The organism is Bacteroides congonensis (genome assembly GCF_900130125.1).
In the GTDB taxonomy this organism is placed as follows: domain Bacteria; phylum Bacteroidota; class Bacteroidia; order Bacteroidales; family Bacteroidaceae; genus Bacteroides; species Bacteroides congonensis.
This window is the reverse complement of sequence record NZ_FQXY01000006.1, coordinates 71,019-83,993: the sequence shown is the minus strand read 5'-3', so window position 1 is coordinate 83,993 and position 12,975 is coordinate 71,019. Positions and strand designations below refer to the sequence as shown.

Annotated in this window: 14 protein-coding genes; 6 read left to right on the top strand and 8 right to left on the bottom strand. The window is 43.9% G+C overall.

Features of this window, described 5'->3' with window-relative positions:
- Window positions 1–34 precede the first annotated feature (34 nt).
- The gene (locus BQ7997_RS00505; RefSeq protein ID WP_022137502.1) at window positions 35–577 is read left to right on the top strand and encodes a beta-class carbonic anhydrase; all 543 of its coding nucleotides are present in this window, start codon (window positions 35–37) and stop codon (window positions 575–577) included.
- A 77-nt stretch (window positions 578–654) separates the two neighbouring features.
- Here the strand turns inward: BQ7997_RS00505 and BQ7997_RS00500 are convergent, their stop codons facing one another.
- Window positions 655–876 (bottom strand): hypothetical protein, encoded by a 222-nt coding sequence (locus BQ7997_RS00500; RefSeq protein WP_073342472.1) that lies wholly within the window; start codon window positions 874–876, stop codon window positions 655–657.
- A gap of 102 nt (window positions 877–978) precedes the next feature.
- On the opposite strand from BQ7997_RS00500, the gene BQ7997_RS00495 reads away from it, so the two are divergent.
- The 5 genes from BQ7997_RS00495 (at window position 979) to BQ7997_RS00475 (ending at window position 3,838) form a co-directional block, all read left to right on the top strand.
- The gene (locus BQ7997_RS00495; RefSeq protein WP_022137505.1) at window positions 979–1,515 is read left to right on the top strand and encodes a nitroreductase family protein; all 537 of its coding nucleotides are present in this window, start codon (window positions 979–981) and stop codon (window positions 1,513–1,515) included.
- A gap of 2 nt (window positions 1,516–1,517) precedes the next feature.
- Entirely contained in the window at window positions 1,518–1,853 is a 336-nt protein-coding gene (locus tag BQ7997_RS00490; protein WP_022137506.1) for a hypothetical protein, read from the top strand.
- Between the two features lie 7 nt (window positions 1,854–1,860).
- Window positions 1,861–2,655, top strand: a complete 795-nt coding sequence (locus BQ7997_RS00485; RefSeq protein ID WP_073342767.1) for a Rossmann-like and DUF2520 domain-containing protein — start codon at window positions 1,861–1,863, stop codon at window positions 2,653–2,655.
- Window positions 2,636–3,157 (top strand): KdsC family phosphatase, encoded by a 522-nt coding sequence (locus tag BQ7997_RS00480; RefSeq protein ID WP_022137508.1) that lies wholly within the window; start codon window positions 2,636–2,638, stop codon window positions 3,155–3,157. The genes BQ7997_RS00485 and BQ7997_RS00480 overlap by 20 nt, the downstream gene beginning before the upstream one ends.
- A gap of 99 nt (window positions 3,158–3,256) precedes the next feature.
- A complete protein-coding gene (locus tag BQ7997_RS00475; protein ID WP_073342469.1) occupies window positions 3,257–3,838 on the top strand; it encodes a Maf-like protein in 582 nt (193 codons plus the stop codon).
- Here BQ7997_RS00475 and BQ7997_RS00470 read toward each other — a convergent pair.
- The 7 genes from BQ7997_RS00470 to pheS form a co-directional block, all read right to left on the bottom strand.
- Window positions 3,833–6,037, bottom strand: coding sequence for a tetratricopeptide repeat protein (locus BQ7997_RS00470; RefSeq protein WP_073342467.1), 2,205 nt, complete (start codon window positions 6,035–6,037; stop codon window positions 3,833–3,835). The genes BQ7997_RS00475 and BQ7997_RS00470 overlap by 6 nt on opposite strands.
- 14 nt (window positions 6,038–6,051) lie before the next feature.
- On the bottom strand, window positions 6,052–7,233 hold the full coding sequence (locus BQ7997_RS00465) for a DUF418 domain-containing protein (protein WP_073342464.1): 1,182 nt from the start codon (window positions 7,231–7,233) through the stop codon (window positions 6,052–6,054).
- 163 nt (window positions 7,234–7,396) lie between these two features.
- The gene (locus BQ7997_RS00460) at window positions 7,397–8,443 is read right to left on the bottom strand and encodes a porin family protein (protein WP_022137512.1); all 1,047 of its coding nucleotides are present in this window, start codon (window positions 8,441–8,443) and stop codon (window positions 7,397–7,399) included.
- 107 nt (window positions 8,444–8,550) lie between these two features.
- A complete protein-coding gene (locus BQ7997_RS00455; protein ID WP_073342461.1) occupies window positions 8,551–9,810 on the bottom strand; it encodes a phosphoglycerate kinase in 1,260 nt (419 codons plus the stop codon).
- 93 nt (window positions 9,811–9,903) lie between these two features.
- Window positions 9,904–10,581: an endonuclease III gene (nth, locus tag BQ7997_RS00450; RefSeq protein WP_022137514.1), complete on the bottom strand. Its 678-nt coding sequence runs from the start codon at window positions 10,579–10,581 to the stop codon at window positions 9,904–9,906.
- Window positions 10,578–11,777 (bottom strand): MFS transporter, encoded by a 1,200-nt coding sequence (locus tag BQ7997_RS00445; protein WP_073342458.1) that lies wholly within the window; start codon window positions 11,775–11,777, stop codon window positions 10,578–10,580. The genes nth and BQ7997_RS00445 overlap by 4 nt, the downstream gene beginning before the upstream one ends.
- Window positions 11,778–11,875: 98 nt before the next feature.
- The gene (gene pheS, locus BQ7997_RS00440; RefSeq protein WP_022137516.1) at window positions 11,876–12,895 is read right to left on the bottom strand and encodes a phenylalanine--tRNA ligase subunit alpha; all 1,020 of its coding nucleotides are present in this window, start codon (window positions 12,893–12,895) and stop codon (window positions 11,876–11,878) included.
- Between the last annotated feature and the right edge of the window lie 80 nt (window positions 12,896–12,975).

Here is a 12,975-nt window from a genome sequence, read left to right as displayed (position 1 = left end):
GTGTTAAATACGCACTGTAAATGAAACAACCACTATGATTGAAGAAATTTTAGCTTACAACAAGCATTTTGTAGAGAAGAAGGGATATGAAGAGTATATTACGAATAAGTATCCCGACAAGAAAATAGCTATTCTTTCCTGTATGGACACTCGGCTGACTGCTTTACTGCCGGCCGCGCTGGGTATAAAGAATGGCGATGTAAAAATGATAAAGAATGCGGGAGGTGTTATTTCCCATCCTTTTGGTAGTGTGGTTCGTAGTCTGCTCGTTGCTATCTTTGAACTTGGCGTAGAGGAGATTATGGTGATTGCCCATTCCGATTGCGGAGCCTGTCATATGCACAGCGAAGAAATGCTTGAAAAAATGAAAGCGCGGGGAATTAATCCCGAATATATCGACATGATGAGTTTTTGCGGAGTGGACTTCCATGCATGGCTGGATGGTTTTGAAGATACGGAAAAGTCGGTGAGGGGAACGGTAGATTCTATTGTACGCCATCCTTTGATACCTTCGGATGTGAAAGTTTACGGATTTATTATTGATTCTACTACAGGAGAGTTGACGAGAGTAGTATAAGCAGGCTCTTTATATCTTATCAGGAATCTCTTTAGATTGTCAGGCTTCTCTTTCGGATTATCAGGACTCTTTTCGGATTATCGGAAATCCAACCGGAATATTGGAAAATCCCTTTGGAAAAGGACAAAAAAATAAGGCAGCTCTTTGTTAGCTGCCTTTATCTTTTTGCGGTTATAAACTTTCTTTGACTGGTGCACCCGTTTATGACAAATAGGGTGTCCGTACATCTCGATTTCAGCCTCCCGGCTTGCCTTACGATTCGCTTTAATGTAATCGTCCTGCGTAATTTGCTTTTTCATACCATGATATTATTTGTCAGTGCAAAGATACTATTTTATTTTCGATTACGCCTGTTTTGCACTATCTTTGCAATTATTAATCAAATGAAACCCGGAAACAATATGGAAAATTTCAGTGAATTGATAAAGAACCGTCGCAGTATGCGCAAGTTTACCGATGAAGAGCTGACACAGGACGAAGTTGTTACGTTGATGAAAGCAGCCTTGATGTCCCCCTCTTCCAAGCGCAGTAACAGTTGGCAATTTGTAGTAGTCGATGATAAAGAAATGTTGAAAGAACTGTCCCATTGCAAGGAACAGGCTTCTTCCTTCATAGCCGATGCCGCTTTGGCGATTGTCGTAATGGCTGACCCGCTGGCGAGTGATGTCTGGATTGAAGATGCCGCTATTGCTTCCATTATGATACAGTTGCAGGCGGAAGACCTCGGGCTGGGGAGCTGCTGGGTACAGGTACGCGAACGCTTCACTGCTACCGGAATGCCTTCCGATGAATTTGTACATGGCATACTGGATATACCTTTGCAACTTCAGATTCTTTCCGTCATAGCCATCGGGCACAAAGCAATGGAACGCAAACCCTTCAACGAAGAACATCTTCAGTGGGAGAAAATTCATATTAACAAGTTCGGAGGAAAATAACGATGGGAGCTGCCAAAGCAAATAATAGCAAAGATACCTATATGGCTACCGCCGTTACCTTTATGGTAATCGGAGCACTATATCTGATTGATAAACTGATTCATTTTTCTTCCATCGGTCTGCCTTGGGTGATGAATAAGGATAATATGCTGCTGTATGCTTCTATCTGTTTTCTTATTTTCAAACGCGATAAATCCATCGGTTTCGTATTATTGGGACTTTGGTTGGTGATGAATATCGGTTTGGTAATGTCATTGCTGGGTTCGCTTTCAGGATATTTGCTGCCGTTGACATTACTCATCATCGGAATTATTTTATTTTGGATTGCAAAACGGTAAAGAAATGATGAATAGAAGTATAGAAGATATTCCGATTGTGTTTATCGGTGCCGGAAACCTGGCTACCAACCTGGCAAAAGCACTTTATCATAAAGGCTTCCGTATCGTGCAAGTGTATAGCCGGACTGAGGAATCCGCCCGTATCTTAGCCGGACAAGTGGAAGCGGAATATACAACCGACTTACAGGAAATCTCCAAAGAAGCCCAATTATATATCGTATCCCTGAAAGATGCCGCTTTTGTGGAACTACTGCCCCAAATAACAGAAGGCAAACAAAACGCCCTATTAGTACATACGGCAGGAAGCATCCCGATGAGTATTTGGGAAGGACGTACGGAACGTTATGGAGTGTTCTATCCGATGCAGACATTCAGCAAGCAACGTGAAGTCGATTTCCGGGAAATACCATTCTTTATTGAAGCCAAAAGGCCGGAAGACGTGGAACTACTGAAAGCAATTGCCGCCACTCTCTCCGAGAATGTCTATGAAGCTACTTCCGAACAACGCAAGAGCCTTCACCTCGCGGCAGTCTTTATCTGTAACTTCACCAATCACATGTATGCTTTAGCGGCAGATTTGCTTGAGAAATATAATCTGCCGTTTGATGTCATGCTTCCGTTGATTGATGAAACGGCACGTAAAGTGCACGAACTGACGCCCCTGGATGCGCAAACCGGCCCGGCCGTGCGTTATGACGAAAATGTGATAAACAATCATCTTGCTATGCTGGCAGACTCGCCGGCATTACAGGAAATATATAAATTAATGAGCAAAAGTATCCATGAGCACCATCAATTATGATTTATCCCGTATCAAAGCGTTAGCTTTTGATGTAGACGGAGTATTGAGTTCTACCACAGTTCCGCTGCATCCTTCCGGTGAGCCGATGCGTACTGTGAATATCAAGGATGGGTATGCTATCCAGCTTGCAGTGAAAAAAGGACTTCATATCGCCATCATCACCGGCGGACGGACAGAAGCGGTACGCATCCGTTTTGAAGGCTTGGGAGTGAAGGATTTATATATGGGTTCTGCGGTGAAGATACATGATTATCGTGCCTTCCGTGGCAAATACGGATTGGCTGACGATGAAATATTATATATGGGGGATGATGTTCCCGATATAGAAGTGATGCGGGAATGCGGACTTCCCTGTTGCCCGAAAGATGCTGTGCCGGAAGTAAAATCCGTTGCGAAATACATCTCTTATGCGGACGGTGGCTGTGGCTGTGGACGTGATGTCGTAGAGCAAGTCTTGAAGGCACATGGTTTATGGATGGCGCAAGATGCTTTCGGTTGGTAAGAACAACCTGTGATATCAATAAAAAGTATTTTCAATCGTAAATAGTAATAGTATATAGTAAATTATCAAATCTTCAAATCTCAAATCGTAAATAGAATAATGCTTGATAATCTAAAGAAATACCAGATCATACTGGCTTCCAATTCACCCCGTCGAAAAGAACTGATGTCAGGTTTGGGAGTAGACTATGTAGTCAGGACATTGCCCGATGTCGATGAATCTTATCCCGATACGTTGGTTGGTGCAGAAATCCCTGAATTTATCGCCCGTGAGAAAGCCGATGCATATCGCGCTATGATGAAACCGGAAGAATTGTTAGTGACGGCGGATACCATCGTTTGGTTGGATGGAAAAGTTCTCGGCAAGCCGGAGGGCAGGGAAGGGGCTGTTGAAATGCTTCGCGCTCTTTCGGGAAAATCCCATCAGGTATTTACGGGTGTCTGTCTGACAACTACCGAATGGCAAAAGAGCTTTACCGCTTCTTCCGATGTACTGTTCGATGTCTTGTCCGAAGATGAAATCCGGTACTATGTTGACCGTTACCAACCTATGGATAAGGCGGGAGCTTATGGCGTTCAAGAATGGATCGGCTATATCGGCGTCAAGTCTATTTCAGGCAGTTTCTATAATATAATGGGACTCCCCATACAGAAACTGTACGGGGAGTTAAAGAAATTATAATAAATCCAGCATCAAAGGAATATCCTCTTCTCGAATACCTTGTTTGAGAAGAGGTTCTTCGTCTTTATGGAACATTTCAAGAAAACGCTCCCGGTTTCCACAGGCTGTTATCGCCTTTCCGTAGAAAACAGCAGCCTTCTGTATATCTCCCATCACCCATGCAACGTGTCCGGCATTCATATAGTCGATGGCCAATGGCTTTTGCTCGATGATTTTCTCGTAATACTTCATTGCCTGCTCATATTTCAGGCTGATAAATGAGCACCATCCGATACCACGCCATGCCTTTACACAATTACTTTCAATGAAATCCAGTTTGAAGAAGTAATTCAGTGCTTCTTCATATTGTCCCATTTCAGCCAGGCAGCTACCGATGTGGAACGTGACATTCACATCTTCCGGAGCAACTTCTTCCACCTTTTTGTAATAAGTAAGGGCAGCCTGATAATTTCTGTTTAAGCGATAGCAAATAGCCAGATGGCGGTTATTCCAAATATTATCCGGCTTCAGCGTATCTGCTTTCAGGTAGGCTTGAATAGCTTCTGCGTATTTCTTTCTCTTTTGCAATGCATATCCGAATTTCTGATAATATTCCGCACTGTCCTCTCCGAATTCACTGATAGCATCCAATTCCTCAAAAATTTCGATAGCCTCGTCCCAACGTTCCTTTGACAAATAGAAATCGGCAATAGGGAATAATACATCTTCCCAAGACAGCACGTTGTCGAGTGCAGGGATGTGATGAAGGTCGAGCTTCTCTTTAAAAATATCCCTGAACTCCTGACGGCGTACGCTAAGTTTGAAAAAACGGTAAAGGTCGTGCAAATACTGATTGCTTACCGTTCCCGGACGCTCATTGAACCGTCTCATTGTGTCTGCATTCGTTTTTTCAGCCAATTCGGCTACCTGTTGTTCGTTCAGTTGGCTCAACATCATGTCCTGCTGCATCTTCGGCAACTGATGAATCGTGAAAAACAACGAATACTTATCGCTATTACTGAAAAATCCCGATTGAAGAATCAAATCCAATAAACTGCTTCCACTGTTTCCCGCCTGTTTAAGTGATTTAAACACATTAGACTGCTGTTTGCTGAACGGATAAAACCAGTTATGTACTTCGCGGAAGAACGGATAACTCTTCAAAGCGGCAAACGTACTCATATATACATCAGCCCCTTCCAATTGAAGTTCGTTCATTTCACGCAATTTATCTCCCAAGCCGGACTTCTCGAAAGCATCTTCCCAGTCCGGGTTCTTGTCGTCATTCTCCTCGTCGTTCTCCTCAAAGCCAAACCTCATATTCTTCATCGAAGAAACATTCTTCAGCATTTCGGGAATAATCTCTTCCCGCATCTTTTTGTCGATCTTCTCCGTCTCTTGACACAGCAACATCTGACGATAAATGCGTGCGACGTCCTCTATGAACCAAGGAATCTCTTCCATGAGATCCACCCGCTTGATAAGTTCCGGATAGAAAGTAAGCCGGTTTCTGTAAATGTGGAAGATAATCATTGCGCCCACCAATGCCCGTTGGCTGACGTTGACGTTCTTATGGCGGTATGCATCAAGCAGCCACATGATTTTCCGCAAGTCGAAACATTCCATCAAACTCAATGTGACAGCACTGACGAACAAGCATAAATCATCTCCCGGAAGTAATTCCGATGTAAGCATGCCTTGTGCCTCTTCCTCATCCTGGGGTGTCCATGCACTGTTTGTCCATGTCCTGATGAATATAAATTTGAGTGTATCCTCATGCCGTTTCAGGACTTCGTCCATTTTTTCGTCAGAAAGCAATCCGCTGACTGCCAAGTCGTCATTAAATGACTCCAATATATGCAATATTGCTTTAATGCCGTAGTCCGACAAATCAGGCGACACGGGAGTACGGCGTACCTCGTGATAATATCTTGATGATACGTTATCCAGTATAAGCAACCGTGACTGGTCGGCAATTCCCCATGTGTCCGCTACCATTTTCTGATACAGATTCCAGCGTTCCGGGTCATTTGCTCCCTGCCGCATATAGTCAAGCATATACTTGTACGAGGTTTGCAATTGCTCCAGACGTGTACGTAAATCCCAGTCAGGACATTGCCACAACAAGGATTCCAGTTGCATCAAAGCCTCTTTGAGTCTTTTATCCTCAAGTAAGGTACGTATATATGCGTATTGTTCGTTAATCGTTTTTTCGTTCATTGTGATTTAATTATTTATTTTTTTCCAATCCAGGTCAGACGTTTCCAAAGACCCTCAAAAGGACCGTGTTTGTGGTGACGAAGCCACCACGAACAGAATGCCATTTGTAATAGAACAAAAAGGATGCCAAAAAGGAAACTATATGTAATACCTAAATACCGGCCCAGTTCGAATCCCCAATGATAGAACAAAAGGGAACCGAAAATAGATTGTCCGAGATAGTTAGTTAAACTCATTTTTCCATAAGTTGTGAAACGCATAAAGAAACTGCGGTCTTTCACGTGGTAGAAAGTCAGCAATAATCCCGTCACCAGTAACACCATAAAGCTAAGGTTGCTGAATGAACTTAGGATAAGTTGCAAGGGAACAAGTACGGCACTCCGTTCTATAAATTCCGGCAACATATTGTTGAGCCCGTAGATAGGGAAGAAGCAGAGAAGGGAAAAAGCCAGTGCTTTCAGCCACAAACGTTCGTTCTTTTCACTGTACAGGAAATATTGACGGCGGCCGACAAGCATACCGAACAGGAATAATCCCGGTGTTTGCAGGATACGTCCGTGTTCCAAAGCCCAGGTCATGTTAGCCATCTGTCCTTCCCACATATTCATACGAACCGTTTCGAGGAATGTTCCGTTTTTTTGCACATCGAATGCGATGCCGAAGTAATAGCGTGCAAGGCTTTCCCCTGCCACATAGTCAGGATTACATAAAGCATAGATTAGCTTTACCCAGTCGATAGGTTGAAGAATAAGTAAAGTGGCAAATATAAGAACAGTACGGTCACTCATCCGGCAGAATATCGGCAGGATAATTCCAAGGATGGCATACATCGTCAATATCTCTCCCGTAAAGAAAGCTGCGTTGAATTGTCCGATGATGAACAAAATAAATAATCTCCATAAGAACCGCAGGCGGAAATCCTTTCCTCTCCGTTGCTGGTTGTTATCCTGAATATAGAAACTAAAGCCGAAGAGCAGGGCGAATACGGCATATGCCTTATTACTGAATGCAAAGAATAATCCTTTCCAAATGGCCTGGTCGGTGAACTTCATCCATTCGAAAGGCACTTCTTTCGGAAAAGAATAGAAATTGAAATGTTCGATACTGTGCAAGAGGATAATTCCCATGACTGCTAATCCTCTTAATACGTCGGCAACGTCTACCCGGGCGTTGGGTTCGGCGATTTTGTGTTCCATGATTCTTTTAGTTTCTGTTATTAATTGGTTTATATAATAAATTTAGGCACGGATTACGCGGATTTCACGGTTTTTAGAATGATGAATATGTAAAACAGCAGCGTTAATTCGTGTAATCCGTGCCAAATAATATAAGATTATTTTGGCAAGAGACTAAGTTGAGTTAAAATCTCACTTGTACTTGTGCCTGTATCAGATTGGAGTCTTTTTGTCCGTCTCCTTTTTTATTGCAAAAGGTATATTGTGCTTGTAGACGGCACCTGGGATAAAACCAGTATTGTACGCCTGCAATATAATTATTCTGTTTGAAGCCGGCAGCCTTGTTCGGGTTGAAATAGTCATACGAAGCTATGAAATCGAAGTTCCGGGCAAAGCGAACGCTGCCCGTTGCATAGAATCCTTCACTTTTTACATTTCTGTCTTTTCCGCCAAGATATTCCGAACGCAAATTGAATTTGGGAGTAGTGACAACTGCTCCCGCGCTCCAACGCTTCTTGGCATAATTTTCTCCGGCTTTAATTCCGGTATATTCCGAATCCGCTATCGCATGTCCCGTTCCGCGAATGAACGAACCGCCTACGGACAACCACTCCAATGGATAAACCATCAAGTTACCGACAACATCCTTCTGGCTATTCTTGTCTTTTGTATTCAATCCCTGTCCGTTCATGACAGCCACCTTGTATTGCAGAAAGTCATGGAACAATTTACCGTGGAGCATCATACCGATGTCCCGTCCCGAAGTCATGCCATAGCACTTGTCGCTGCCGCTTACTCCCGCCAGGTAACAGACAGACTGCGAGTAGCAGTTAATTAACTCCACCGTGGTAGGCGATAATTCATTTTCGATGGTATAAGGAACTTTAAACTCACCGATACGAGCTGTAAGTCCGGGCAGGAACTGATAGTCGGTATAAACTTCGAGTAGCATCCCGCCGTTATAGAAGTCATACATGAAATCACAAGTCCACCGTTTGGTAATCTTTCCATGTGCCATGAAAATGATACGTTTGATGTCGAACGTATTGTCCGGTTTGGCAGCGTCGTCATATGTATATCCGAGTTGCGCATATCCTGCAAGGCTGATACGCTCTTTCAGGGTGTTCACTACCTGGTTCAGTGAGGTCGTTTTCTCTTGTGCAACAAGAGTGTCTTGTATGCCGGTTAAGCATAGCACGATGACGGAGAGTTGGAGGAGTGTTTTTCGCATGAAGTAGTTGTTATTTGATTATGGTTGATACTTATCAAACAAGGGCAACTCTTTTCACAAAGAATTGCCCTTTTATTTTTAACCTTGTAAAAATCAGCTATAAATTCTTATTCTTGAATAGCAGCGATACCCGGAAGAATTTTTCCTTCGATTGCTTCGAGCAATGCGCCACCACCGGTTGAAACATAAGATACACCGCTAGCCAAACCGAACTTGTTGACACAAGCTACAGAGTCACCACCACCAACAAGTGAGAAAGCGCCGTTCTTAGTTGCTTCAACGATAGCTTCACCTACTGTACGTGAGCCGTGAGTGAAGTTTTCAAATTCGAATACGCCCGTAGGACCGTTCCAAAGAATAGTCTTTGATTCTTTGATAATGTTAGCGAAGATTTCTTCAGTCTTAGGACCGATGTCAAGACCTTCCCATCCGTCAGGAATTTCGTCAACCGGACAGAATTTAGTATTTGCATCGTTAGAGAAAGCGTCAGCAATCTTGGCATCAACAGCCAAAACAAGGTTTACACCTTTTTCTTTTGCTTTCTTGATCAAGTCCAAAGCCAGGTCGAGTTTGTCGTCCTCACAGATAGAGATACCGATTTTACCACCCATAGCTTTAGTAAATGTATAAGTCATACCACCTGCGATAATCAGGTTGTCCACCTTGCCCAGCAGGTTTTCGATGATTTCGATTTTAGAAGAAACTTTAGAGCCACCCATGATAGCAGTGAACGGACGTTTGATGTCGTTCAATACTTTATCAACAGCTTTCACTTCTTTCTCCATCAGGTAACCGAACATCTTGTTGTCTACATCGAAATGTTTAGCAATCAATGCAGTAGAAGCATGAGCACGGTGAGCAGTACCGAATGCGTCATTAACGTAGCAGTCAGCGTAAGAAGCCAATTTCTTGGTAAATTCTTTTTGGCTTTCTTTTACAGCCTTCTTGGCAGCAGCCTTTTCTTCGTCTGTCGCGTCTTCCGCCAAACCTCTTGGTTTGCCTTCTTCTTCAGCATAGAAACGAAGATTTTCGAGCAACAGAACTTCGCCCGGTTGCAGGGCAGCAGCTTTTACAGCAGCTTCTTCACCCATGCAGTCATTAGCAAACTGAACTTCAACGCCCAGTAATTCAGACAGGTGCTTGATGATATGTTTCAAAGAAAATTTATCGGCAACGCCTTTCGGACGGCCCAAGTGAGAGCCAATGATAATGCTACCACCGTCTGCCAGAATCTTCTTCAAAGTAGGAAGAGCTGCACGCATACGAGTGTCATCTGTAATGTTGAAGTTTTCGTCCAGGGGCACATTGAAGTCCACGCGAACAAATGCCTTTTTACCGGCAAAATTGAATTTGTCAATTGTCTGCATAATACTCTATTTTTATTTAAAAGTGTTTTTAAAATTCTTCTTTTAGAATGACCGCAAAGTTACTATTTATTTCGGTTCTCTGCTATTAAATCGTTATTTATTCTTGCCTTTTGGTGTCTCTTTTGTAACTTTATAAGTGTTGCAGAAATATTTGCACATCATTTGCAAACCACAGGTGACACATTTTGGAGTGCGTGCCTGACAAACATAACGACCGTGCAGGATGAGCCAGTGATGGGCAATCGGTACGAGTTTTTCCGGAATATTCTTCATCAACTCCTTTTCTACACTGAACGGAGTTGTGCAACTGTCCGGCACTAATCCGATGCGGTGACTGACGCGGAACACATGCGTATCCACCGCCATGGCAGCCTTGTTGAATACCACGGACTGAATGACATTCGCCGTCTTTCTCCCCACACCAGGCAGTTTTATCAAATCTTCCATATTGTCCGGCACCTGGCTATTGAAGTCATTTACCAGCATTTTCGCCATTCCCACCAGATGTTTAGCCTTATTATTCGGATAAGACACACTTCGGATATATTCGAAAACCACTTCTGGCGTAGTAGCCGCAAGGGCTTCCGGTGTCGGGAAATCCCTGTACAAAGGCGGAGTGATTATATTCACCCGCTTGTCCGTACATTGTGCGGAAAGGATTACGGCAATCAGCAACTCATACGGGTTATTGTAATGTAATTCAGTCTCCGCCACAGGCACGTTTTCTTGAAACCAGGCGATTATTTTCTCATAACGTTCTTTCTTTCTCATCGTAGTTTGTTTTTATGATAATGAGGCGTTACTTTGATTCTGAAATAGATAGCGGAAACCACCGTCAGGCAGGCTCCGAAAAGATAGGCTTTGTCAAATGTACTGATTTCCGCAATATATCCCCCGACCAGCATACCGATACCGATTCCCACATCCCAGGACGTGAGATAGGTCGAAGTGGCTGTTCCTCGTTGGCTGTTGGGTGCAAGATTCACAAACAGCGTATTGAATGCCGGAAACATAATCCCGAACCCGATACCCATCAGCAGTGCAATACCGAAAAAAAGAACCGTGCAAGCCCTATCATTCCACTGAATCAGATACACACAGGCCGAAAGCAGGAAAAAGCTGCAAACCACCAAATATAATCCGGCAGCTATTACTTGTGTTATTTTTCCCCGGTCTACCAGTTTCCCCGAAAATATCCGCGAGATAGCCATGCCGACTGCCATAAAGGTAAAGAAGAACCCTGTTTGTGTGCGAAGCCCTATCTCATGGGCATACATCGCCACATAATTGGTCGTCATACCATACGGAATGGAAAGCAACAGCAGGCTAAGTCCCGCAGGCATTCCCTTTAGCAGGATAAAGCGGTCGAGCGAAATAGGTTCCCGTTTCACAGGGGGCTTATAGGGCGTCTTTACCAGACTTGCGGATAAAAAGCCCAAAATGCAGGAACCGAGCGCATAACAGAAGATTGTGGGAAAAGACACTCCCGCGTCATGCAGGAACAATCCGAACATCGGCCCGATGGACATCGCCATATTGTTTGTAAGCCCGTAATAACCCAACCCTTCCCCTCTGCGGGACGAAGGCATAATATCGATTACCACCGTATTGCCACCTACCGTGACCATCCCGAATGAAACGCCATGTATGATTCGGAATATAATAAATAAGGTAAGGGATCCGGCAATGAGATAGCCGCCAAACATCATCATAAAGATGAAGTAAGCGAAAAGATAGAGAGGTTTGCGGGCAAAAGTATCGAGCAGATAACCGGAAAACGGACGGATGCAGAGTGCCGCCACCGTATAACAGGAAAGCACGATACCGATAGTCGAGTTTCCGGCTTGGAAAAATTCGGATAAATAGAACGGCAAAACGGGAATCAACAACCAAAAACCGAAGTAGAGCAGGAAGTTGGCCGCCAAGATGAAACAATAACTGGAAGTAATGAGTCTATCCTTTGCCATAATGAATATTATTTAATGTATCAATAATACTAATGTGCCAATTTCCTGCGGATAAAGCGCAGCATATTGGCACATTAGTATGTATGTGAACACATTATTTAGTATGCCGCTTCGAATTCTTTTAAGAAGCGTGTGTCGTTTTCGGAGAACATACGAAGGTCTTTCACCTGATATTTCAGGTTCGTGATACGTTCGATACCCATACCGAGGGCATAGCCGCTGTACACTTTGCTGTCGATACCGTTGGATTCAAGTACGTTCGGGTCTACCATGCCGCAACCGAGGATTTCCACCCAACCGGTGTGCTTGCAGAACGGACAACCTTTTCCACCGCAGATATTACAGCTAATATCCATTTCCGCACTAGGCTCGGTGAACGGGAAATAAGACGGACGCAGACGAATCTTCGTATCCGCGCCGAACATTTCCTTGGCGAACAACAGCAATACCTGCTTCAAATCCGTGAACGATACATCTTTGTCTACATACAGCGCTTCTACCTGGTGGAAGAAACAGTGTGCACGGTAGCTGATAGCTTCGTTACGATATACACGTCCCGGACAGATGATGCGGATAGGAGGTTTTGAAGTTTCCATGACACGGGTCTGCACGGAAGAAGTATGCGTACGCAATACTACATCCGGGTGAGCTTCGATAAAGAAAGTATCCTGCATGTCGCGTGCCGGATGGTCTTCGGCAAAGTTCAACGCCGAGAATACATGCCAGTCGTCTTCGATTTCAGGGCCTTCAGCGATGCTGAATCCCAGACGGGCAAAAATATCAATGACTTCGTTCTTTACAATGGTAAGCGGGTGGCGTGTACCCAGTTCTACGGGATAAGCCGAACGCGTCAAATCCAGTCCGTCGCAACCGTTGTCCTGACTTTCAAACTGCTCTTTCAGCGCGTTGATTTTATCCTGCGCCTTTGTTTTCAGTTCATTCAGTCTCATGCCGACTTCCTTTTTCTGTTCGGCGGCTACGTTACGGAAATCCGCCATTAAGTCGTTAATGGCTCCCTTCTTGCTAAGGTATTTGATGCGGAGAGCTTCGAGTTCTTCGGCATTGGAGGCGTGCAAGGCTTCCACCTCTTTCAGAAGTTGTTCAATCTTAGCTATCATATTCTTGATATATTGTTATTCAGTTTCTTAGTAAAAACCTTGCAAAGATATAATATTTATTTCAGTTGGTGAAATCTATA